At 65.5% G+C, this 22562-nt stretch carries 22 protein-coding genes; 7 read left to right on the top strand and 15 right to left on the bottom strand.

Going from position 1 to position 22562, the window contains the following annotated elements; all coding sequences use genetic code 11:
- Positions 1 to 74 precede the first annotated feature (74 nt).
- The 10 genes from QO058_RS20030 to QO058_RS19985 all read right to left on the bottom strand — a co-directional run bounded on the left by QO058_RS20030 (position 75) and on the right by QO058_RS19985 (position 11573).
- Complete coding sequence (locus QO058_RS20030; RefSeq protein WP_432212070.1) at positions 75 to 1925, bottom strand: ABC transporter substrate-binding protein; 1851 nt, start codon at positions 1923 to 1925, stop codon at positions 75 to 77.
- Between the two features lie 181 nt (positions 1926 to 2106).
- Positions 2107 to 2523, bottom strand: a complete 417-nt coding sequence (locus tag QO058_RS20025) for a hypothetical protein (protein ID WP_284168016.1) — start codon at positions 2521 to 2523, stop codon at positions 2107 to 2109.
- A gap of 253 nt (positions 2524 to 2776) precedes the next feature.
- On the bottom strand, positions 2777 to 5404 hold the full coding sequence (locus tag QO058_RS20020) for an AAA family ATPase (RefSeq protein ID WP_284168015.1): 2628 nt from the start codon (positions 5402 to 5404) through the stop codon (positions 2777 to 2779).
- The gene (locus tag QO058_RS20015) at positions 5404 to 6525 is read right to left on the bottom strand and encodes a metallophosphoesterase family protein (protein ID WP_284168014.1); all 1122 of its coding nucleotides are present in this window, start codon (positions 6523 to 6525) and stop codon (positions 5404 to 5406) included. Before QO058_RS20015 ends, QO058_RS20020 begins: the two co-directional genes overlap by 1 nt.
- A 65-nt stretch (positions 6526 to 6590) precedes the next feature.
- On the bottom strand, positions 6591 to 7424 hold the full coding sequence (locus tag QO058_RS20010; protein ID WP_284168013.1) for a shikimate dehydrogenase family protein: 834 nt from the start codon (positions 7422 to 7424) through the stop codon (positions 6591 to 6593).
- Between the two features lie 27 nt (positions 7425 to 7451).
- Positions 7452 to 8474: a Gfo/Idh/MocA family protein gene (locus QO058_RS20005; protein ID WP_284168012.1), complete on the bottom strand. Its 1023-nt coding sequence runs from the start codon at positions 8472 to 8474 to the stop codon at positions 7452 to 7454.
- Positions 8475 to 8554: 80 nt separating this feature from the next.
- Positions 8555 to 9328, bottom strand: coding sequence for an amino acid ABC transporter ATP-binding protein (locus QO058_RS20000; protein WP_284168011.1), 774 nt, complete (start codon positions 9326 to 9328; stop codon positions 8555 to 8557).
- Between the two features lie 28 nt (positions 9329 to 9356).
- Complete coding sequence (locus tag QO058_RS19995; RefSeq protein WP_432211956.1) at positions 9357 to 10199, bottom strand: transporter substrate-binding domain-containing protein; 843 nt, start codon at positions 10197 to 10199, stop codon at positions 9357 to 9359.
- A 53-nt stretch (positions 10200 to 10252) separates the two neighbouring features.
- The gene (locus tag QO058_RS19990; RefSeq protein WP_284168010.1) at positions 10253 to 10894 is read right to left on the bottom strand and encodes an amino acid ABC transporter permease; all 642 of its coding nucleotides are present in this window, start codon (positions 10892 to 10894) and stop codon (positions 10253 to 10255) included.
- Between the two features lie 10 nt (positions 10895 to 10904).
- Entirely contained in the window at positions 10905 to 11573 is a 669-nt protein-coding gene (locus QO058_RS19985) for an amino acid ABC transporter permease (RefSeq protein ID WP_284168009.1), read from the bottom strand.
- A gap of 237 nt (positions 11574 to 11810) precedes the next feature.
- On the opposite strand from QO058_RS19985, the gene QO058_RS19980 reads away from it, so the two are divergent.
- Complete coding sequence (locus QO058_RS19980) at positions 11811 to 12485, top strand: TetR/AcrR family transcriptional regulator (RefSeq protein WP_284168008.1); 675 nt, start codon at positions 11811 to 11813, stop codon at positions 12483 to 12485.
- A 78-nt stretch (positions 12486 to 12563) separates the two neighbouring features.
- Here QO058_RS19980 and aroQ read toward each other — a convergent pair whose 3' ends face one another.
- Positions 12564 to 13007 carry a type II 3-dehydroquinate dehydratase gene (aroQ, locus tag QO058_RS19975; protein WP_284168007.1) on the bottom strand — a complete coding sequence of 148 codons (444 nt, stop codon included), beginning with the start codon at positions 13005 to 13007 and terminating at the stop codon, positions 12564 to 12566.
- Between the two features lie 168 nt (positions 13008 to 13175).
- Here aroQ and QO058_RS19970 point away from each other — a divergent pair, with 168 nt between their 5' ends.
- Positions 13176 to 13865: a GntR family transcriptional regulator gene (locus QO058_RS19970; RefSeq protein ID WP_284172960.1), complete on the top strand. Its 690-nt coding sequence runs from the start codon at positions 13176 to 13178 to the stop codon at positions 13863 to 13865.
- Between the two features lie 31 nt (positions 13866 to 13896).
- Here the strand turns inward: QO058_RS19970 and QO058_RS19965 are convergent, their stop codons facing one another.
- A complete protein-coding gene (locus QO058_RS19965) occupies positions 13897 to 14442 on the bottom strand; it encodes a cupin domain-containing protein (RefSeq protein WP_284168006.1) in 546 nt (181 codons plus the stop codon).
- Between the two features lie 150 nt (positions 14443 to 14592).
- Between QO058_RS19965 and hisD the strand changes: the two genes are divergently transcribed.
- The 5 genes from hisD (at position 14593) to QO058_RS19940 (ending at position 20249) form a co-directional block, all read left to right on the top strand.
- Positions 14593 to 15900, top strand: a complete 1308-nt coding sequence (gene hisD / locus QO058_RS19960) for a histidinol dehydrogenase (RefSeq protein ID WP_284168005.1) — start codon at positions 14593 to 14595, stop codon at positions 15898 to 15900.
- Between the two features lie 176 nt (positions 15901 to 16076).
- Complete coding sequence (locus QO058_RS19955) at positions 16077 to 17078, top strand: ABC transporter substrate-binding protein (RefSeq protein ID WP_284172959.1); 1002 nt, start codon at positions 16077 to 16079, stop codon at positions 17076 to 17078.
- Between the two features lie 86 nt (positions 17079 to 17164).
- Complete coding sequence (locus QO058_RS19950) at positions 17165 to 18238, top strand: ABC transporter ATP-binding protein (RefSeq protein ID WP_284168004.1); 1074 nt, start codon at positions 17165 to 17167, stop codon at positions 18236 to 18238.
- A complete protein-coding gene (locus QO058_RS19945) occupies positions 18235 to 19407 on the top strand; it encodes an ABC transporter permease (protein ID WP_284168003.1) in 1173 nt (390 codons plus the stop codon). Before QO058_RS19950 ends, QO058_RS19945 begins: the two co-directional genes overlap by 4 nt.
- Positions 19404 to 20249 carry an ABC transporter permease gene (locus QO058_RS19940; protein WP_284168002.1) on the top strand — a complete coding sequence of 282 codons (846 nt, stop codon included), beginning with the start codon at positions 19404 to 19406 and terminating at the stop codon, positions 20247 to 20249. Before QO058_RS19945 ends, QO058_RS19940 begins: the two co-directional genes overlap by 4 nt.
- Before the next feature lie 59 nt (positions 20250 to 20308).
- Here QO058_RS19940 and QO058_RS19935 read toward each other — a convergent pair whose 3' ends face one another.
- Genes QO058_RS19935 through QO058_RS19925 form a run of 3 tightly spaced genes read right to left on the bottom strand, consistent with a single transcriptional unit; the run spans position 20309 to position 22557 of the window.
- Positions 20309 to 20587 carry a copper-binding protein gene (locus tag QO058_RS19935; RefSeq protein WP_284168001.1) on the bottom strand — a complete coding sequence of 93 codons (279 nt, stop codon included), beginning with the start codon at positions 20585 to 20587 and terminating at the stop codon, positions 20309 to 20311.
- Positions 20588 to 20608: 21 nt separating this feature from the next.
- Positions 20609 to 21091 (bottom strand): cupredoxin domain-containing protein, encoded by a 483-nt coding sequence (locus QO058_RS19930; RefSeq protein ID WP_284168000.1) that lies wholly within the window; start codon positions 21089 to 21091, stop codon positions 20609 to 20611.
- A 29-nt stretch (positions 21092 to 21120) separates the two neighbouring features.
- Positions 21121 to 22557, bottom strand: coding sequence for a multicopper oxidase family protein (locus tag QO058_RS19925; RefSeq protein ID WP_284167999.1), 1437 nt, complete (start codon positions 22555 to 22557; stop codon positions 21121 to 21123).
- Positions 22558 to 22562 lie beyond the last annotated feature (5 nt).

Genomic DNA, 22562 nt, shown 5'->3' with positions numbered 1-22562 from the left:
GGCGGCGCGGTGCCGCCGGCTGGTGATTGTCCTTGCAAGGAAGGCGGGCCGCCGCCGAGCAGCAGCCCGGTCGTTTAGTTTGCCGGCTTCAACCGCACGAACATGTAGCGGGAGTTACCCCAGTTCGTGACCGGGTTGGCGTAAGGATCATCGGCGGTCGGGTAGCCCTTCCAGTAGGTCTGATCCATCGCGGTGAAGACGTTGTAGGCCATCAGCGGGATGATCGGCATTTCGCGGGTCATCAGCTTGACGTAGTCGCGGCCGAGCTCGACGCCCTTGGGATCGTCGAAGTCGATCTTGCGGATGTCCTCGATGATCTTGTCGAGCTCGGGATGGGTCCAGCGCTGCCAGTTGCGCAGCGGCTGCGGCTTGCCAGGCTCGGCGACGAACTGGGAATGCCAGCTGTCCATGAAATAGGACAGGTCCTGGTGCCCGCCCCAGGTCTCGACGCTCCAGCCGATGAAGGCATCGAAATCGCCGGCCGCGCGCCGCGTCAGCAGCGTGCCCTGCGCGACGTCGATGCGCGCATCGATGCCGGCCTGCTTCCATTGCTGCACGATCATCGTGCCGGCCCGCGTCATCACCGGCCGAAGGTCGCCCTCGACCATCAGCCTGACCACGAACGGCTTGCCGTCAGGCGTCAGCCATTGGTTGCCCTGCTTGCGGAAGCCGGCGCGCGTCAGCAGTTCGCCCGCCCCGGCGACATTGGTCTTCCACCAGCCAAGGCCGAAGGAATTGCCGATCACCGCTGGATCGGAGGGGATCTGATCGCCCATGGACGGACGCAGCATATCGGCGATCTGCTTGCCCACCGTCGGATCATAGGGCTTGATCTTGCTCTTGCCGGTGTCGATCTCGAAATCCTTGAGCCAGGCCTCCATCGGCTTGTGATAGGCTTCGGGATGGATGCCGGTCGGCGGCACGGCGATCGCCGAGATGGTCGCGGCGCCGCGATAGGCCGCCATCGTCACCGCCTTCACGTCGATCATCAGCGCCAGCGCCCAGCGAACGTCGCGGTTCTTCAGGTGCTCGTTCTGGGTGTTGAAGATCACCGCCGGCAGGGTTGGATCCGGGTGGCCGTAGGGGAAGCCCTTGAACCAGGCGCGCGTGCCCTTGTCCTGCTTCGCCAGCGTGAACATGCCTTCGGGGGCGATGTCGTGGATGACGTCGAGCTCATGGTTGAGCTGCGCGATCACGCGCTTGTCGGGAGGGCCGGGGTCGATATAGGCGAGGTATTTCGGGCCCGGCTTGCCATGACGGCCAAGCGAGCTGCGCTGCCAGTCCTCGCGCAGCTGCCAGATGTACCATTTCCCGTCGGGATCGAAGGATTGCAGCGTATAGGCGCCAAGCGAGACCGGCTTGTTGAAGTCGAACTTCGCGGGATCCTCGACCTTCTCGAAGACATGCTTCGGCAGGATCCAGATCGCGCCCCAGCGCACGGTGAAATTGGTGTGGAAGCGGGAGTTCGACTTCTTCAGCTTGAAGATCACCGTCTCAACATCGGGCGTCTCGACGGAGGCGACATTATTGGCCAGCACCGCCGAGAAGCGCATGCCGGGATTCTTGACCTGGATATCGACCGTCGCCTTGACATCGGCCGAGCTGAACTCGACGCCGTCGCTCCAGAACAGGCCGCGCCGCAGCTTGACCCGCATCTCGGTGAAATCGGCGTTGTAGACCGGCTTCTCGGCCGCGAGCGAATTGTCCCAGGCGCCGTCGAGGCCCTTCTCGGGATCGATGTACCAGAGCGTATCGAGCGCCGCCTGCTGCAGCCCGTTCGACTGGCTGCCGGCATTGATCGCCCAGATGTTGAACCAGCCCGCGTTCTTGATCGTTCCTTCCGGATTCTCGAGGATCAAGAGTTCCTTGCGCGGAATGTTCTGCGGAATGCCCTGCGCCGTCGCAGGCGGAAGCGAAACCGCCATCGCCGGAACCATTATCGCAGCGGCAAGCAGCCAGGCGCTGAGACGCGTCATCGTCACCTCCCCTGAAGACGGGGCGTTTCTCGCCCTTCGTGCCAAGGAGCTTAGGCGGCGCCCGAAAAAGGGCAACGACAGACATGATCCATATCATCATGTTAGATATGAATAATGTAAGTAACTGATATTAAACGAAACAATTATGCAGTTTCAGCGAAGATCGGCAGCGCCACGACCCGCGAAGGTGGGCCGACATCCGGAACCCCTCACATTTTTCAGACGCCATGACCGCGATCACCAGGGACAGAAAGATCGCCGGCCCGCCCCTGCCTTGCGCCTGCAGCACGAAGCAGACGAAGAACAGGCCGAGCAGCAACAGGAGCTGCATTGGGCGGTCGCCGAATATACCGGTCACGATGATGAAGGCCTGCCCCATCACCAGGACGAGGCCGGTCATGCCGATCGCCTTCGCGAGCGGCAGTGGCCTTGCACCCCCGAGCAGGAACTGCGTTGCGAACAGCGGCCCCAGGAAGGGAATGACGGCGCCCGTCGCGATGCTGAACGTCAGTCCGGCCGAGATGGCGAGCGCGGCACGCAAGCCCATGCGTCGCTGCCGCGCCAGAACTCCAGCCGGGACGGACGCCTCGGCTTGCATAGGTCAGGACCGAGATGATCCGGATCCAGGCCGTTCGCCGGTGGAAGTCGAGAGGTCGATGTCGAGATCGTCGATGTGGACCGGCCGAGCGCATGGTGGCGGTGGTAGGGCTGCCAAACATGGCCGGTGGCCGTGCCGGAAGTATTCGGAAACCCGGAAGCGAACGCTGAAATTAAGAATTAGGGGCAGCCAGCCCCTCGCGTCAGCCTTCGGGCTGCCAGGGCTCAATGCGCAACAGGTGGCCGCCAAGCTGCGAGAATGCCCGCTGGCGGCAGGAAAACACGATGATCTGTTGGTCCGCCGCCTGCCGATGGAGGGCGTCGAACATCTTCTCGATGCGGTCGTCGTCGGAATAGACCAGGGCATCGTCGAGGATGACGGGGGCAGGCTGGCCATCCTTGGCAAGCAGGCGAGCAAAGGCCAGCCGCGTCAGCACGGCGAGCTGCTCGCGCATGCCGCCGCTCAACACGCCGACCGGTTCTTCCAGCCCGTTGCGCAGCACCGAGCGCGGCAGCAGCGTATCCTCGTCGAAGGTGACGGTCGCGTCCTCGAAGAGCAGCCCCAGCAGCGGACGCAGCTCCCGCAGCACCGGCGCGAAATAATGATCCCGCGCCTCGGAGCGTGCTGCCTCCAGCGCATCGCGCAGCCGGGTGAGAAGCGCAGCTTCCCGCCCCAGGCCGGCAACCTGCCGCTCCGCATCGCCCAGCTTGTCGCGCGCCTCCTGCCAGGTCTCCTCGACGGCACCCTCGGCGCGGGTCTGGATGCGCCCGTTCAGGGCAGCCGCCTCCTCGCGCAGCCGCGCGATCTGGTCGCGCGCTGCCTCGGCCACCGAGCGCATCCGGCGCTGGCGCGCTTCGGCGGCGGCAAGGTCCGTCGTCTGCGCCGACAGGTGCTCGAAACGCAGCTGCACGGTCCCAAGCTCGCGCTCGGCCCCTTCGTAAGCCGTAACGAGGCGCTCCTCGCGGGATCGACGCTCGTCCTCCGGGCCAAGGCTCTCGGCGAGCGCCGACAAGGAGGATGCGAGCCCAGCGAGCTCGCGCTCCGCTTCGACCACAGCGACGCCGGCGGCATCCGAGCGTGCCTGCTGCTCGCGCGCCGCCTCTCGCGAGGACAGAACGCGGTTCTCTGCTGCCTGGAGAGACGAACGCTGAGTGGCCGAATCACCCAGCGGCTCCGCCGCGCTGCCTGCTTCGGCTTCCAGCCTCGCGATCTCTTCGCGCAGGGCCGTCATGCCTTTGGGGGCAAGCAAAGCGAGGCGCTGGCGAGCGAGATCGAGTTTAGCCGAGAGCTCGCGAACCTGCGTTTCGCGCAGGCGGGCCGCCGCCAGACTTTCGACACGAAGCTCGCCCAGCAGAGCCTGTTGCGCTGCCTGCGCCTTCGCGCGCTCCTGCTGGCCTTCGGCGGCCTGCGGAACCGTTATCGTCAGCCGCCCGACTCCGTCGATCTCGACCAGCGCCGTGTCGACCAGGGTCCGTTCTTCGCCATCCCCAAGTGCGGCGCCATCGAGCTTGATCCCGGCGGCCCTGCCCACCGTATAGTCGACGCGGATCTGCGCGGCGCGTGCGCTGGCAGCAGCATGCAGCCGAAGCAGCTGGTCCTCCACACGCTCCAGCTCGGCGAGCTTGCCGGCCGGGAGGGACAGGCTCTTGAGCAAAGCCTCGGTGCTCTCGACCTCGGCGCGCGCGGCCTCGGCCTGCGCGTGGGCAGCCCGCGCCGATACCAGCCGCTCGGCCGCCGCGCGGGCGCTCAAGGCCCGCTCCAGCCGGGTGAGCAACTCACGCTGCTCACGTTCGTCACGCTCCGACGTGCTGACGGTGGCGGATGCCTCCTTGCTGGCGACGGCGGCGTCTCTCCGGCGCGCATGGGCTGCTTCGCGTCGACGTTCTGCGGCGGCCGCGACCTCGCGCAGCTCGGCATGACGTGCGAGCGCTTGCCGGAAGCTCGTCAGCGCCTGGCTCGCCGCGTCGCGGCGGTTTCCCGCCAGCGCAGCATCACTTTGCGCCGTCCTGAGAGCCTCGCTCTGCGTCCTTGCGACGGCCAGCTCCGCCTCGGCCTGGGCGAGAGCGGCCTGGCGTTCCTGCGTCTTCTCAGGCGTGCCGATCTCGGCCAGCTGAGCCCGCACCGAGCGGCGGCTGTCGAGAGCGGCGCGAAGATCCGTCACCTCCGCCGCCAGTCGCCGCTCCTGCTCCACGAGCCGATCGTGCTCGGCGATGGCGGCTGCGTAGACGCCGGTCGGCGTCTGCCGCTTGCTCGTCACCAGCCGCGCCAGCTCCTCTTCGCACGCCGCAAGTGCCTGGGCCATGCGCCGGCCGCCGGTCAGCGCCTCGACCTCGCCCTGAACCGAGGTCAGCACCGATGCGCGCGCCCGCTTTTCCGCCTCTTCGTCAGGTTTGGCCCGCCTCTCGATGCCGGTGATGCCCTGGCGCACCCAAAGCAGGCCGGCCGGGCCACTGGTGCCGCCTTTCACAAGGCCTGCGATGAACCGCTCAGCCTCATCGGCCTGGGCAATGATGCGACCGGTGTCGCGCTCGCGGACTTCGGCGCGGCGGCTCCCATAAAACTGTTTCGTCAGCCGGAAAGCGCCGTCTCCGGTCACGAGATCGGCCTCCACCAGGGGGTTTCCGCCGCTATAGGGCCGGAGCGCCTGGACCGCTCCGGGCGTTCCCGTATGCGGCTGGAAGAACAAGGCGTGCAAGGCATCGAAGCTGGTCGACTTGCCGAACTCGTTGGCGGCACAGAGCACGTTGACTCCACTGCCGATGTTCTCGATCCGAACGCCCCGCCCCGCGAAGCGGCGGACATTGTGCATGCGCAGCGCCGTGAGCTTCATCAGGACATCGCCGCGCAATAGGAAAACAGGCGCATCAGCGCGTCGCGCGCCGCCTCGCGCTCGCCTTCCGAGCGGGTGGTGTCGCGGCTTTCGACGAGCAAGGCATCGGCGGCCTGGCGCAAGGCTCCGGCGCGGTCGATCCGGTCAAGGTCATCGGTTTCGCATTCCGTCACCAGTGCCTGCGCCTCGAGCTGCATCAAAGCGAATTCCGGCGCGACGGCCGCGATGGCGGTCTCCAGTTCGGCGCGCGCCTGGGGACGGGCTCTGCCGGAGGCGACGACACGCAGAAGCGTCCGCCGCCTGGTGGTGCCGGACGGCAGGAGGGGCGCAAGGCGTTCCGTCGCTTCATCGCCCGGGAGAAAAGCGAGCGGCAGCATCCGCCAGTCGAACAAACCGGTCTCGACCGGCTCGACGGTCGGCTCGGCTCCCGCCGCGTCGAGGGCCACGAGCAGCGCTCTGCCGGGCGCATCATGTTTGAAACGGTCCGGCTCCGGCGTGCCGCTGTACCAGATGCGGGTTCCGATCCGCATTTGACCGTGCCAGTCGCCAAGCGCGAGATAGTCCAGCCCCGCTCGCGCCGCTCGATCGGGCGCGATGACGTCGCTGGCCCCACCATCCTCAGAGAAGCTCTGTACGGCGCCATGGGCAAGCCCGATCCGGAGCGATCCTTCCGGCGTCGCTGCGGCTCCCATCCATTCAGTGAGATCGCGGCCGGGCCGGCGCGTCGTGCAGGGTGCGGGCAGAACGATGACGCCCTGCGCCAGCTGGATCGGCGCCGGTTCCATGGCGAGGAGGACGTTGGCCGGCAGCGACCGTCCGGTCGTCGCCCATAATTCCTCGGCGACCAATGAGTCGTGATTGCCCGGCAGGATCACCCAGGACAGACCATCATGACCGGCCATGGCGGCCAATGCCTGACGCAGCACCGATGGACTCGGCGTCTCCGTGTCGAAGACGTCGCCTGCGAGCAAGATCGTCGCCGCACCGCCCTCTCGCGCCTTGATCGCCAACCGATCCAGGACGGTGTGGCGCGCCTCGCGCAGCCGCCCGCGCAACTCGTCCGGCATGGAACCGTAGGGTTTGCCGAGATGCAGATCGGCACTGTGGAGGAAGCGAACCATTTCCCATCTATCCGCCATCCGCTTGAGTCGAAGCAAGCGGGCGGAGACTAGCTGGAGTGCATCTCCTAATAGCTGACCTGCGCCACCGCGCGGAGCTCGTCAGGCGTCGCCGTGGGGAAGCCGAAGAACTCCAGATAAGCCGGAATCTGCTCGAACAGCATGTCGGTGCCGACCTGGAACTCGCAGCCGCGAGCGCGGACCGCCGCAAGGAACGGCGTCACTTCCTGTTTCATCACCACCTCGCCAACGAAGGTCGTGGGTGCGATCCGGCTCACATCCATCGGAAGCGGGTCGCCCGCCTTCATGCCGAGCGGGGTCGCGTTGACGACGATGTCGAAGCCGGCGGGGTCGGCGGAGCCCATCGCGACCTGAAGCAGCGGATAGTGCAGCCGCAGGCGCTCGGCGAGGCCGACGGCCAACGGGGCGTAGGCGTCGAACAGCGCAAGCTCGGCCACATCAGCCTTGGCCAGCGACGCGGCAATGGCGGAGCCGACGCCACCGCAACCGACGACGAGAACGCGCGCACCGGCGAGCTTGCGGCCCTTGCGCAGGACGCCGCGGACGAAGCCCTCGCCGTCGAACATGTCGCCGACCAGCTTGCCGTCCGGCCCCAGGCGCACGGCATTGCAGGAGCCCGCAACCTTTGCCGTCGTCAACACCTCGTCGAGCATCGAGACGGTCGTCACCTTGTGCGGCATGGTGACCAGGGCGCCGTGGATGTTGGAGAGCCTGAAGACCAGCTTCAGGAAGCGGGGATAATCCTCCGCCTTGCAGCCCATCGGCACCACGACGGCGTCGATGCCGTGCTTCTCGAAATAGGGATTGTAGATCATCGGAGCTTTGAACGACTCCGTCGGATAGCCAAGATGGGCGATAAGCTTGGTGGTGCCGCGGATCATGGGAGAATGCGCTTTCGAATTGCGGCCCTAGGCGGCAATGCGCACGGAAGCGCCGGACCGGGCGCTCTCGAGGATGGCGTCCAGTGTCAGCGCGATGTCGATGGATTCCTCCGGCGTCGCGCCCGTCCAATGCTCCGGCCCCAGCCTGAGCAGCCGCTCGAAGGATTCCGCCTCGGCGAGGAAGCCGTTGCCCGGAGTGACCTCGACGATCTCGGGGACGACGGTGTTGAGCGTGCCGCGTCGCAAGGTCAGGATCGGCGGTCCGCCGACCGGCGGATGGTTGAGGTAGGTCGTCTCGATCGTGCCGGCATCGCCCGCGATCAGCGCATTACGATGAAAGGCCGTGGCAAAACTGGCCGAAATCTGTGCCAGCGCACCATTTGGAAATTCGAGCGTCGCCACCGTGCTCATGTCGACGCCAGTCTCGCTCCAGCGCGCTGTGGCGCTCACGCGCTCCGGGCGCTCGCCGGCGGCGAGGAGCGCGAGGCTGACCGCGTAGCTGCCGGCATCGAGCAGCGCGCCGCCACCGACATCGGGCTTCAGGCGGATATTGGTCGGATCGGAAAAGGCGACGCCGAAACTCGAGCGGATCAGCTGGACCTTGCCGATCGCGCCTGCGGCCAGCAATTCGCGCAGCTTCAGCGTCTGCGGTTGGGCGCGGTAGGGATAGGCCTCGACGAGATGGCGGCCGAGGCGCGTCGCGGCCGCGAACATGGCGCGGGCGTCAGCCGCGCTGGTCGCCAGCGGCTTTTCGCACAGCACGTGCTTGCCCGCCTCCATGGCGCGGATCGACCATTCGGCGTGGAGCGAATTCGGCAGCGGATTGTAGATCGCGTCGATCGCGGGGTCGGCCAAAAGGGCCTCGTACGAGCCATGAAAGCGCGGGATGCCGCACTCCCTGGCGAAGCTTTCGGCTTTCGTCACGTCGCGGCTGGCGACCGCCGCGACCTTCACGGCCGCCGAGGGCGCGACGCCGCTGGTAAACGCCCGTGCGATGTTCGCTGCGCCAAGGATGCCGAGTTGCAGCGGCTTTGTTCCCACATCACTCATTTTTAGTCTCCTCGCAGGCTCGGTCCGTCAGGCGGTTGTAGAGGCAACGGCTCGGGACAAGCCAGGCGATGCTGTTCTCGTCAGTGCTTGCGAAGGATCTCGCCCAGGAACTTCCGGGTGCGCTCCTGCCGGGGCGCCGAAAAGAACTCTTCCGGCGGCGCCTCCTCGACGATCGCGCCGCTGGCCATGAAGATGACCCGGTCCGCAACCTGGCGGGCAAAGCCCATCTCGTGGGTGACGCAGATCATGGTCATGCCCTCCTCGGCCAGGCCGATCATGGTGTCGAGCACCTCCTTGACCATCTCCGGGTCGAGCGCCGAGGTCGGCTCGTCGAACAGCATGACCTTCGGCTGCATGCAAAGCGCGCGGGCGATCGCGACGCGCTGCTGCTGGCCGCCCGAGAGCTGGGCCGGATACTTCTCCGCCTGCTCCAGGATCTTGACACGGGCGAGCAGCCGGCGGGCCGTCGCCTCGGCCTCCGCCTTGCTGGCCCGCAGCGAGCGCATCGGCGCCAGCATGCAGTTCTGCAGCACCGTCATATGCGGGAACAGGTTGAAGTGCTGGAAGACCATGCCGACTTCGCGGCGGATGGCGTCGATCGTCCTGGCATCGTCGCCCAGCAAGGTGCCGCCGACCCGGATCTCGCCCTTCTGATAGGCCTCGAGGTGGTTGATGCAGCGGATCAGCGTCGACTTGCCGGAGCCCGACGGTCCGCACAGGACGATTCTTTCGCCCGTACGGACCGACAGGTCGATGTCGGTCAGAGCCTTGAAATCACCGTACCATTTCTCGACGCCGGCCATGCTGATCATGGCGTCGCCGGCTGCTTGCGCAGGCGAGGATTGGCTTGTCATCTCGAGGCTCCGATCCATTCCTGAGCGCTCAGCTGGCGGTGAAGGTGATGCCCTCGAGGCTGTCCGGGAACTTATGGACAGGGACCTTCATCCACTTGTCGTAGACCTTCTGCAGCTCGCCACTGGCCTTGATCTTGTCGATGAAGATATTGATCGCGGCGTTGATCTCCTTCTCGCCGAGACGAGTGCAGGCGCCGTTGTAGAGGTTCTGGAACTCGAGCTTGTTCTCGAACTCGCCGGGGCGGCCCTGCTCGATGCGCTGCAGGTAGAAGATGTTGCCGCCGAGCGCCTGGACCTGGCCGGAGACCAGCGCCTGAATGCTCGGTGCATCGCCGTCATAGCGCCGGATCGTCGTGCTGGACGGCGCATTCTTGGTCACTTGGGTATCCTGGGCCGCGCCCTTGGCGACGCCGATGGTGAACTTGCCCATGTCCTCATTGGTCTTGATCGTGTCGCTCTTCTTCCCGATCAGCACGATCGTGTTCGCGACATAGGGCTTCGAGAACTGCACCGCTTTGGCGCGCTCCGGCAGCATCGCCATGGTCGCGAACAGCACGTCGACACGCCCCGTGGTCAGCGCGGGAATCCGGTTGTTGACCTCTAGCGGCACGAACTCGACGGGAACGCCGAGCTCCTTGGCGAACAACGTGGCGATGTCCGCGTCGAGCCCGTCCTGCTTGCCACCGCTGGTCACGAAGCCCCAGGGCGGGTTGTCGCCCTGGATACCGACGACGAGCTTGCCCTTCGCCTTGATCTCGGCCGGCGTGATCGCGAAGGCCGACTGCGAGAGCAGTGCCGGCGCGGCAAGCGCGAGCGCGCCCCCGAGCAGCAGATGGCGGCGGCTGGGCAGTCCCTTGATCAGCTTCTTCATAACGTCTCTCCCTCGGTTGAAATGGCCTTGAGGCCTTGGTGATCGGTGGCGTGCTAGCGCGTCGTCGCGGCGAACTGGCGCTCGAGGCGCGCGCCGTAAAGCGACAGCGGCCAGCACATGATGAAGTAGAGGATGCCGACGATCCCGAAGACGAGCAGCGGCGCGAAGATCTGGTTCGAGATGATGTTCCCGGCCCTGGTCAGCTCGGTGAAGCCGACGATGGCGGCCAGCGAAGTGCCTTTGATCAGCTGGACGAGGAAGCCGATGGTCGCGGGCAACGAGATGCGGATCGCCTGCGGCAGGACGACGTCCTTCATCCGCGAGACGTAGTTCAGGCTGAGCGCCTTGGCGGCTTCGGTCTGGCCTTTCGGCACCGCTTCAATCGAGCCGCGCCAGATCTCGCCGAGATAGGCGCTGGCATGCAGCGTGAACCCGATCGACACCGCAACCCAGGCGTCGAGCCTGAGCCCGATCAGGGCCAATCCGTAATAGACCACGAAGAGCTGCATCAGCAGCGGTGTGCCTTGGAACAGCGCGATATAGCCCGCCGTCACGCGCTCCAGCAGCGGAAGTTCGGATGTTCGCGCCAGCGCGACGGCGAGTCCGGCGATGCCGCCGCCGAGGAAGCCGACGGCCGACAGGGCCACCGTCCATTTCAGGCCGGTGAGGAGGAAGAGGAACTCGTCGGACCCCATGACGTCGTCCTCACTTGACCGGGTAGCTGAAATAGCGCGTCGAGATCAGCCCGAAGCCGCGCATCATCAGCCAGGAGATGACGAGGTAGAACACCGTCACCACGCCATAGACCTCGAAGCTGCGAAAGCTGGAGGTTTCGATCTGCTGAGCGACCGAGGTCAGCTCATAGGCCGAGATCGCCGAGGCGATGCTGGTCGTCAGCGTGAGCAGCACGAACTGGCTGGTCAGCGACGGGAAGATCGCCCGCAGCGCCGGCTTCAGTACGATCAGCCGGAAGACCTGCGTCTTGTGCAGGCCGAGCGCGAGCCCCGCCTCGATCTGCCCGCGGCTGATCGACTGGACGCCGCCGCGGATGATCTCGATCGCGTAGGCGCCGCCATTGATGCCAAGCGCGATGATCGCGGTGGGTGTCGGGTCGAGCCGAAGGCCCGCCAGTGGCAGCGCAAAATAGATGAAGTAGATCTGCACCAGGAAAGGCGTGTTGCGGATGACTTCGACGAAGGACTTGATGAACCAGCGCACCGGCGCGATGCGGGAGTCGCGCAGCATCACGCCGCCGATGCCGATGACGATGGCGAGGGCCATGCCGCCGAGCGCCAGCGCGAACGTGCCGAGGCAAGCAGCGAGCAGGCTTGGCAGCCCATCCAGTACCGGCGTGAAATCGAGCTTGTAGTTCATGGCGTTTCCCTGAACGGCCGACCTTCTGGAGGGTCGGTCCACGTCCCGTCATTCCAAGTCCCGTCCTGGCAACGGCGTCTCGTCTCGGACGCTTTGATCGCAATCGGCAGAAGAGGTTGCACGGCCGGCGATCGATGCTAAATGTACGAACTAGTTCAATTGGTCAAGTCAAATTAACCGCATGGTCCATTTCCCATTGCTCCGGATGGGTGGATGGCCAGGCGGCCGGAAGGTGACATGGAAGAGATGGCTCCGGCCACAACTCGACGGGCAGGCAGCGGCAGGAAAGCCGCGAGCTGGACCCAGGATCCCGAGGGCGTCCGCCGCGACATCCTCGCGGTCGCACGCGCCGAATTCGTCGAGAACGGGCTGAGCGGAGCGCGGGTCGACGAGATCGCGGCCAAGACCTCGACCAGCAAGCGGATGATTTATTATTATTTCGGCGACAAGGAGGGGCTCTACCGCGCCGTCCTCGAGGAGATGTACGCCCGCATCCGCAATTTCGAGCGCAGCCTCGACCTTGCGGCCCTGCCCCCGCGCGAAGCGATCGCGACGCTGGCGGGCTTCACCTTCGATTATCACGCCGACAATCCCGACTTCGTCCGGCTGGTCATGGTCGAGAACATCCACCATGCCCGGCACCTGGAGAACTCGGCCAAGATCGGCGAGCTCAACCTGTCCGCGATCGACATGATCCGCGAGATCTACGAGCGCGGCCTGCACGAAGGCGTGTTCCGCGCGGGGCTCGACCCGATCGACATCCACCTGACGATCAGCGCGCTCAGCTTCTACAACGTCTCGAACCGGGCCAGCATCCGGCAGGTTTTCGGGCACGACATGGGCGCGCCAGGCGCCCGCGAGCGCCGGCGCGCCAGCACGATCGATACGGTGTTGCGCATGCTCGCCCGTTGATGGGCCAGGCTGCCAGCGCGCCATCGATTCCATTTCTATTTTGGCAACGGGCTGTTCCATGGCGTGAGCGCGGCTGCCTCAGCTTCGCTGGACCAGCTCGGCCATCGCCTGAATGGCCAGTTCATATCCGGCAGCTCCGAGCCCGATGATGATGCCGGTCACGGTCCGGGAGATCAGCGAGGTGTGGTAGATGCTCTCGCGGGCGTGGACATTGGAGATGTGCAGCTCGATCTTCGGCCCGTCGAACATCTTCAGCGCATCCAGAAGCGCGACCGAGGTGAAGGTGTAGCCCGCCGGGTTGATGATGATGCCGCAGGCCTCGTCGCGAGCCTGATGCACGCTCTCCACCAAGGCCCCCTCGAAATTCGTCTGGCGAAAATCGATCTCGAAGCCGAGCGTCTCGGCCTTGCCTACGCAGCGCTGACGGATCTCGTCGAGCGTGGTCGTGCCGTAGATGGCCGGCTCGCGCTGGCCGAGCAGGTTCAGGTTCGGGCCATTGAGAACGTAGATGCGATTGCCCATGCCCGAATTCCTGCCGCCACGACACAGGCGTTGTCGCATCGGCTCGAGCGAATATCAACTGATAATATTAGTATCATCAGCTGATTCATTTTATACCAGACATTGATTGATCCGACTTTGCGCGTGCGACGCGTCGTAGTATCGGTCCGGAAAGATGCGAGTAGCGGCATGGCGGATTTGACGACGGACATCGTGGGTGACGAGATCGCGCCCGTCTCGACGGGCGAGCAGGCCTATGAGCGTATTCGCTCCGACATCATCTTCGGGCGGCTGCGCCCCGGGCAGCGCCTGACGCTGGAAAAGCTGCGCCCGGCCTACGGCGTCGGCATCAGCACCCTGCGCGAAATCCTCAGCCGACTTACACCCGAAGGGCTCGTGACTGCGGAGGGACAGCGCGGCTTCCAGGTTGCGCCCTGCTCGGCCGAGGATTTGAAGGAGATCGCGGCGCTTCGCCTTCTGATCGAGAAGAACGCACTCGTGAAGTCGTTTCAGGCTGGCGACATGGAATGGGAAGGCCGCGTCGTCGCTTCCCATCACAAGCTGGCACGACTGGAGGCGAGCCTTCTGGCGGGCGATGAATCCCGCACACAGCAGTGGAAGCGCTATGATTGGGAGTTCCATCAGGCACTTGTCTCGGCCTGCGGGTCAAAGGCCCTGCTCGACCTCCACTCCGGCATCTATGACCGTTATCTGCGCTATCAGATGGTCTTTGTGATCTTCCGCGGCCCCGTCGCGGCTGACGAGCATAAGGCCCTGCTCGAATGCGCCCTGAACCGGGACGCGGAGAAAGCAGAGGCGATCCTCGAGCGGCATGTCCAGGGCTGCCTCGACTTCGCCTTTCAAAATAACCTCATTTGAACGGGCCGCGGCAGAGATGCTGCTGTCGCACCTAGTAAGTGGGCGGCGTGATCGCGCTTACGATCTCACTCGGCTCCTTCGAGGCGTTGCGGAACCGATGCGGCTCCCGGCTGTCGAAATAATAACCATCGCCGGGTTCCAGGATCGATGTCCGGCCGGCAACGGTGACCTCGACAGCTCCGCGGATGACAAGCCCGCCTTCCTGAGCCGAATGGGAGAAAGCCTCGCCTGTATCGGCCCCCGGAGCATAGGTTTCGTGCAGCATCAACATTGAACGGTTGGGAAAGCCCGTTCCGATGACGCGATAGGAGATGGCGTCGACCCGGCCGATCTCTGCCATGTCTTCCGCACGGCAGAACGGATTCGGCGGCGATACGGACTGAAAATCCAGAAAAAAGCCCGATAAGGTCGTACCAAGCGCGTCGAGGACGGCGTGCAGCGTGTCGAGCGACGGGCTGATCAGATCGCGCTCGATCAGCGAAATCGAGGAATGCGAGATCCCTGAACGGAGCGCGACCGCGCGCACGCTCAGTTTGCGGCGCGAGCGCAATTCGCGAAGCCTGTCGCCGATCTTCATGGTCGTCCTTCGCCTCCGAATGGTCCGTTGCCAGCCCATCCCTCTAGAGCGAATGGTGAATATCCTCAACACGGGCCCCGCACGCTATTGCCTGCGAAGCTGGAAGCGCCGCCAATGTCTGGGTTTCCCCACGACCCAGGCGGACCATTCATGACGAAACTCGACCCACAGCTTGCAAGCCGGCTGACACACATCAAGCAGCCCGGCCGCAGCGCATGGAGCGACAACGCCCCGGTCGAGGCGACAGTAAAGCAGATCCTCGACGCGGTGCGGCAATCGGGTGACGCGGCGCTGCGCGACTATTCCCGCCAGTTCGACAAGATCGAGATCGAGACGTTCGAGGTCAGCGCCAAGGAGCGCGAAGAGGCAGTCGCTGCGCTCGATCCACAGACCCGGGCCGACACCGAATTCGCGATCGAGCGCGTCAGATCCTTCGCCCAGGCGCAGCGCGAGACGATCCTGCCGCTCGACGTCGAGCCGCTACCCGGCCTGCATCTCGGACACCGCATCATCCCGATCGCCCGTGTCGGCGCTTACGTCCCAGGCGGACGCTACCCGCTGCTTTCAGCGCCGATCATGACGATCGTGCCGGCGAAAGTCGCGGGCTGCGACGAGGTCATCGCCTGCCTGCCGCCGGGCGCGCACCAGGCGATGATCGCCGGCTGCCATCTCTCCGGCGCCGATCGCATCTTCCGCGTGGGCGGCGCGCAGGCGATCGCGGCCATGGCCTTCGGCACGCAGAGCATCCCGGCCGTCGACAAGATCGTCGGGCCCGGCAACGCCTATGTGAACGAGGCCAAGCGCCAGGTGTTCGGGCTCGTCGGCATCGACCAGCTTGCCGGCCCCAGCGAAATCTTCGTCGTCGCCGACGAGACCGGAGACGCCGTCACCATCGCGATCGACCTCCTCGCCCAGGCCGAGCATGACGTGCGCACCCGTGTCGGCCTGATTACCACCGACCGCGCACTCGCCGAGGCGACGCTGGCCGAGGTGGAGCGCCAACTCGGCAATCTCTCGACCGCGGGCGTCGCGGCCGAGGCCTGGCGCGACTATGGCGAGATCGTCGTCTGCGAGGACGAGGCCGCGATGCTGGCCTATTCCGACCACATCGCCGCCGAGCATCTCGAGGTCCACACTCGCGACGCCCAGGCGACCGCCAGGAAACTGCGCAATTACGGCTCGATCTTCATCGGCGTCGCCGCCAGCGTGGTCTATTCCGACAAATGCTGCGGCACCAACCACACGCTGCCGACGATGGCGGCCGGACGCTATACCGGCGGACTCTGGGTCGGTTCCTATCTCAAGACCTGCACTCATCAATGGCTGGACGAGCGCGGTGTCGCGGCGGTCGCGCCGCCTGCGATGCGCCAGAGCGCCAGCGAGGGGCTGGAGGGCCATCGTCGCGCCGCCGCTCTGCGGCTGGCTCCCGCGCAATTGCTGCAGGAGATCGGCGCCTGAATTCGACGGACAGGTCTGCGGAAGCTCTAGCGCGAAAACGCGATCGGGGCTCCAATGATCGGCAAGGACTGGTTCGGCGTTCGCGAGGGGCGAATTCCGAGGCGGCAAACACAAGGGAGACCAACATGGCCAGTTTCAAACGGGTGATACGTTCCGCCGGTCTTGCGGCGGGGTTGATGCTGTCGGCTTTCGGGGCCGCCTCCGCGCGTGACCTCACCGTCGTGTCCTGGGGCGGCAACTATCAGGACGCCCAGCGAAAAATCTATTTCAAGCCCTTTGCCGACAAGACCGGCAAGCCGGTGCTCGACGAATCCTGGGATGGCGGCGTCGGCGTGGTGCAGGCCAAGGTCAAGGCTGGCGTGCCGAACTGGGATGCCGTGCAGGTCGAGGCCGACGAGCTCGCGATCGGCTGCGCCGACGGCATCTACGAGAAGATCGACTGGGCTAAGCTCGGCGGCAAGGACAAGTTCCTCGACAGCGCGGTCAGTGATTGCGGCGTCGGTGCCATCGTCTGGTCGACGATGCTGTCCTATGATTCCGACAAGCTGAAGACCGCGCCGACCTCCTGGGCCGATTTCTGGGACACCAAGAAATTCCCCGGCAAGCGCGCGCTGCGGCGCGGCCCCAAATACGCCCTCGAATTCGCTCTGATGGCCGATGGCGTCGCTGCCAAGGACGTCTACGCGACCCTGCGGGCGGCGGGCGGCGTCGATCGCGCCTTCAAGAAGCTCGACGAGATCAAGGGCGACATGATCTGGTGGGAATCCGGCGCCCAGCCGCTTCAGCTGCTGAAGTCCGGCCAGGTCGTGATGACCTCGGCCTATAACGGCCGCATCAGCGGCATCAACAAGACCGAGGGCACCAAGTTCAAGACCGTCTGGCCCGGCAGCATCTACGCCGTCGACAGCTGGGTCATCCTGAAGGGCAGCCCGAACAAGGATGCGGCGATGGATTTCATCGCCTTCGCCAGCCTCCCCGAAAACCAGTCGAAGCTGCCGCAGGACATCGCTTATGGCCTGCCCAACAAGGCTGCTGCCGCGGCAGTGCCGGCCGACCTTGCGGCTGATCTGCCGACCTCGCCCGCCAATCTCTCGGGCGCGATCTCGATCGATATCGACTTCTGGAACGACAACATCGAAGACCTGACCAAGCGCTTCAACGCCTGGCTCGGCAAGTAGTCCAGGCCTCAAGGCTTGGCGCAACCGAGACGTATGGTCACAATGGCTGGCGCATCGCGCCAGCCATTCAGGTGAAGGACTTCCATTTGCCCGGTTCGGCAGCGTTCATCCAGTTCGAAAACGTCAGCAAGGCGTTCGGAACGGCCAGAGTCGTCGATGCGCTCGACCTTCATGTCAGGCAGGGCGAATTCGTCAGCCTGCTCGGCCCGTCCGGCTCGGGCAAGACCACGCTGCTGATGATGCTGGCCGGGTTCGAGGCGCCAACGGGCGGCGCGATCCATGTCGATGGCAAGCGCGTCGAACGCCTGCCACCCTACAAACGCGACATGGGCGTGGTGTTCCAGAACTACGCGCTCTTCCCGCATATGACGGTCGCGGAGAACATCGCCTTTCCGCTGAGGATGCGCGGCATCGGCAAGGCGGAACGCGAGGCGCGGGTGACGCGCGCGCTCGATCTCGTCCAGCTCGGCCATCTCCGGGATCGCAAGCCGGCGCAGCTTTCAGGCGGCCAGCAGCAGCGCATCGCGCTCTCGCGCTCGATCGTCTACGAGCCGAAAGTCGTGCTGATGGACGAGCCGCTCAGCGCGCTCGACAAGCAGCTACGCGAGCATATGCAGCTCGAAATCCGCGAGCTGCACCGCAAGCTCGGCCTGACGGTGATCTTCGTGACCCATGACCAGGGCGAGGCGCTCACCATGTCCGATCGCGTCGCGGTGCTGAACCGCGGCAAGATCGAGCAGCTCGATACGCCGTCGGGCCTCTATGACCGCCCACGCACGCGCTTCGTCGCCGAATTCATCGGCGAGACCAACCTGCTCGCCGGCACCGTCTCAGCCCGGGCGGATGGCCTTGCCACGGTCGCCCTCGCCAATGGCGGCTCGGTCTCCTGCACCGCGCCTGACGGGTTCGCCACCGGCAGCCCGGCCCTCGTCTCGATCAGGCCGGAAATGCTGCATCTCGGCAACGACCCGGCGGCCATGAACGCGCTGCCGGTCACGGTCGAGGATGACGTCTACCATGGCGACCATGTCCGCGTGCATCTCGCCTGCCAGGGCCAGCGCCTCGTCGCCAAGGCGGGGCGCCGCGATGTCGTGCTGCCCGTCGGCTCGCAGGCTTTCGCCAGCTTCAACCGCGACGATTGCACGCTGGTGGCGCCATGACCGTTGCGCGCCTGAAGGCGTCGCTCCTCGTCCTGCCGCTGATCGTCTTCCTCGGCCTGTTCTTCGTCTGGCCGCTCTGGATGATGATCGCGACGTCGGTGCAGGGTGGCACGGTGCGCCTCGCATTTCCGGCCACGGCCGTGGCGATCGCGCAGTGGAACGGCGACGGCCTGCCGTCTCCGGAGGTTCAGGCGGCGCTGATCCAGGATCTGCGCGCCGAAGTCGCGCAGGAGGTGTTCGGCGACGCCGTGCGCAGCCTGAACAGCCAGCAGGCGGGCTTTCGCACCTTGCTGCCGCGCACCGTCACGGCATTACGCAATGCCGCCAACGATCCAGCTCCGAAGCTCGAAGGCATCGATCCGCGCTGGAGCCAGCCGCCCTTCTGGCTCGCGCTGAAGCGCGGCATGCCGCCCTATACCGATGCCAATCTGCTTGCCGCCGTCGATCTCAAGCGCGGCGATGACGGCACGATCGCGCATGTCGCGCCGGATATGGCGGTCAATCGCGCGATTATGCTGCGGACCTTCATCATCGCGGCCCAGGTGACGCTGGCCTGCGCCGCGATCGGGCTGCCCTTCGCCATGCTGGCGGCGAGCCTCGTCGGCTGGAAGCGCAACCTGCTGCTGCTGGCAGTGCTGCTGCCGCTCTGGACCTCGTTGCTGGTCCGCACGGCCGCCTGGATGATACTCCTGCAGGACCAGGGGCTGATCAACCAGACCCTGAAGGCGCTCGGTCTGATCGATGCCTCGCTGCCGCTGATCTACAACCGCACCGGCGTGCTGATCGCCATGACGCATGTGCTGCTGCCGTTCATGGTGCTGCCGATCTATGCCAGCCTGATCGCGATCCCGCGCAATCTGATGCCGGCGGCCGCCGCGCTCGGCGCGCGCCCGTTGCAGGCCTTCCGCCATGTCCTGCTGCCGCTGGCGATGCCCGGACTGCTTTCCGGCTCGCTGCTCGTCTTCATGGTGGCGCTCGGCTACTACATCACGCCGGCGCTGACCGGCGGCGCCGGCGACCAGATGATCTCCTCCGTCATCGCCTTCTATGCGACCGGTACGGCCAATTGGGGCATGGCCGGTGCGCTCGGCCTGTTCCTGCTGGTGCCGACGACCGTGCTCTACATCGTCTATGGCCGGCTCTCGCGCACGCCTCTGGTGCAGGCATGAGCGCAACCTCGCCGAATCTCGCCGCGACGCCCGGCGCGCTCGCCTTCGGTGCGGTGCGGCTGGCCTTTGCGGCGCTGGTGGTGGCGTTCCTGCTGCTGCCTCTGGTCGCGATCCTGCCGCTCGCCTTCACCGACAGCGTCTTCCTGACCTATCCGATCAGCGGTCCCTCACTGCGCTGGTTCGATACGCTGGCGACCAGCGACGCCTGGAAGCGCTCGATCGTCAACTCCCTGATCATCGGTTCCGGCGCGACACTGCTGTCCACCGTGGTCGGAACGCTGGCGGCGCTCGGCCTGCGGCGCGAGCTCGTGCCGTTTTCCGGCGTGCTGCGCTCGATCTTCCTGCTGCCCATGGTGGTACCCGCCGTCGTGCTCGGCGTCGGCATGCAGATTCTCTATGCTCGCATGGGACTGGCGAGCAGTTATCTCGGCGTGATCGTCGCCCACGCGGTGCTCTGCGTGCCCTTCGTGCTGGTCAACGTCTCAGGCTCGCTTGCGAGCATCGATCCGGCGCTGGAGAAGGCGGCCTCGAGCCTGGGCGCGCCGCCAACCGCGGTCTTCCGCAATGTGACCCTGCCGCTCGCGATGCCTGGTATCCTCACCGGCGCGGTCTTCGCCTTCGCGACCTCGCTCGACGAGGTCGTGATCACGCTTTTCGTCGCCGGTCCCAACCAGACGACCATGGCGCGCCAGATGTTCGCCTCGCTGCGCGAGAACATCAGCCCCGCTATCGCAGCCGCCGCGTTTGTCATCATCATCCTGACCTTCGCGCTGCTCCTTGTGGTGAAGGGAGCTTCGCTGTTCCAAACCCTGCGCAACAGGCAGAAACTTGAGCGAAACTAGGCTGTCGAAGCGCCGTCGCGACCTGGGCTACACATCCCGCCGAACGGTCCCGAATGGGATCACTTCGCCTTCTGAAGCTTGGTGACGGTGATCTGGCCGTTGACCCGATCGGCGTCGAACTTGACCTTGGTTCCTGCTTTCAACCCCTTCAGCATGGCTGGGTCTCCGGCGCGGAACACCATGGTCATGGCGTCCATATCGAGGTTCTTGATCGGGTCGTGATTGATGGTGAGCTTGCCTTGCGGCTCGTCGACCTTGGTGACCGTGCCGCTGACCGACTGCGCCGCGGCCGGCAAAGCGATGAGGACGAATGCGAGGGTGGTTGCCGTCCTGAGCATGGGATGCTCCTTTCGCGAGGCTTACTTGACGATGATCTTGCCGGTCATGCCGGCTTCGCGGTGACCGGGGATCAGGCAGGAGAAGTCGAACTCGCCCACCTTGGTGAAGGCCCAGACGATCTCGCCGGTCTTCTTCGGCTGAAGGCGCTTGGCGTTCGGGTCGTCATGCTCCATGTCGGGGTTCTTCTGCATCTCGACGGCGTGCTTGAGGTTCTCCTCGAGCGTCGCCAGGACGAGCTCATGGTCGAGCTCGCCATTGTTGCGCAGCTGGAAGCGGACCTGCTCGCCGCGGCGCACCTCGATCCGGTCGGGGATGAAGGACATCTTGCCGTCGCGCTCGGCCATCGCCACCGCGACGATGCGCGCCGGCTTCTTCGGGTCGCCGGGCTTGCCGTAGGCGGTCTCGTCGCCATGGCCATGGCCGGCGCCGCCGGGGCCAGCCATGGCTGTGCCGGCAGAGAAGAGGACCGCGATTGCGGCGAGCTTGAATGCTGCTGTTTTCATGAGGCTCTCCTGCTGGAAGGTCGATGTCTTCAGTGATTGGAATGTGGCTTCTTCGCTGCCGGCAGCGGCTTGCCGTCCGGCCCGAGGCTCGGCTTGCGCGGGTCCTTGACCTTCCATTCGGTCGGCTCGATGCCGCTGTCGGGGGAGGTGCCGCGCGCTGCTTCGGCGAGCTTCTGTCCCTTGTACTCGAAGGCGACGGTGCCTTCCGGGTGCTTGAACCAGCCGGGGTCCTTGTAGTCGTTCTTGGCGAGTCCCTCGCGGACCTTCACCACCGAGAACATGCCGCCCATCTCGACTGGCCCGAACTGGGCGAAGCCGGTCATCATCGGCAGGGTGTTGTCGGGCAGCGGCATCTCCATCGAGCCCATCTCGCCCATGCCGTTCGAGCCCATCGGCATGTAGCCGGGCGCGATCCTGGCGATGCGCTTGGCCAGGTCCTTCTTGCTGACGCCGATATAGTTCTTCACCGAATGCCCCATGGCATTCATGGTGTGGTGCGATTTGTGGCAATGGATCGCCCAGTCGCCGGGCTCGTCGGCGACGAAGTCGAAGGCACGCATCTGGCCGACGGCGCAGTCGATCGAGACCTCGTCCCAGGCCGCCGCCGGATCGACCCAGCCGCCATCGGTGCAAGAGACCTTGAACTCGTAGCCGTGCATGTGGATCGGGTGGTTGGTCATGGTCAGATTGCCGAAGCGGATCCGGACCTTGTCGTTCTTCGCCACGACGAGTGGGTCGATGCCCGGGAACACGCGGCTGTTCCAGCACCACATGTTAAACTCGGTCATTTCGGCGACGCGCGGCACATAGGAGCCGGGCTCGATGTCGAAGGCATTGAGCAGGAAGACGAAGTCGCGGTCGACGCGGCGGAAGGCCGGGTCCTTCGGGTGGACGACGAAGAAGCCCATCATGCCCATCGCCATCTGGACCATCTCGTCCGAATGCGGGTGGTACATATAGGTGCCCGAGCGCCTGAGCTGGAACTCGTAGACGAAGGTCTTGCCAGATGGGATGTGCGGCTGGTTCAAGCCGCCGACGCCATCCATGCCGTTGGGCAGGCGCTGGCCGTGCCAGTGGATCGTGGTGCTCTCCGGCAGCTTGTTGGTGACGAAGATGCGGACCTTATCGCCCTCGACCGCCTCGATGGTCGGGCCCGGCGACTGACCGTTATAGCCCCAGAGATAGCCCTTCATGCCCGGCGCGAGCTCGCGCACCACCGGCTCGGCGACGAGATGGAACTCCTTCCAGTCGCCGTTCATCCGCCAGGGCAAGGTCCAGCCGTTGAGCGTCGCGACCGGCTGGTAGTCGGGGCCGGTGGTCGGCACCAACGGCGCCTGCGTCGTTGCTTCCGCCATGGTCGGAGCCTCAGGCACAGCGGCGAAGGCCGTACGTCCGGACACGGCGCCGGCCGCGGCGACGACGAGGCCGGAGGTGCCGATGAAGCCTCTGCGCGATAGCGTGGTCATTGGTT

Source organism: Bosea vestrisii (assembly GCF_030144325.1).
Classification (GTDB): Bacteria; Pseudomonadota; Alphaproteobacteria; order Rhizobiales; family Beijerinckiaceae; genus Allobosea; species Allobosea vestrisii_A.
This window is presented reverse-complemented; position numbering and strand designations above follow the sequence as displayed.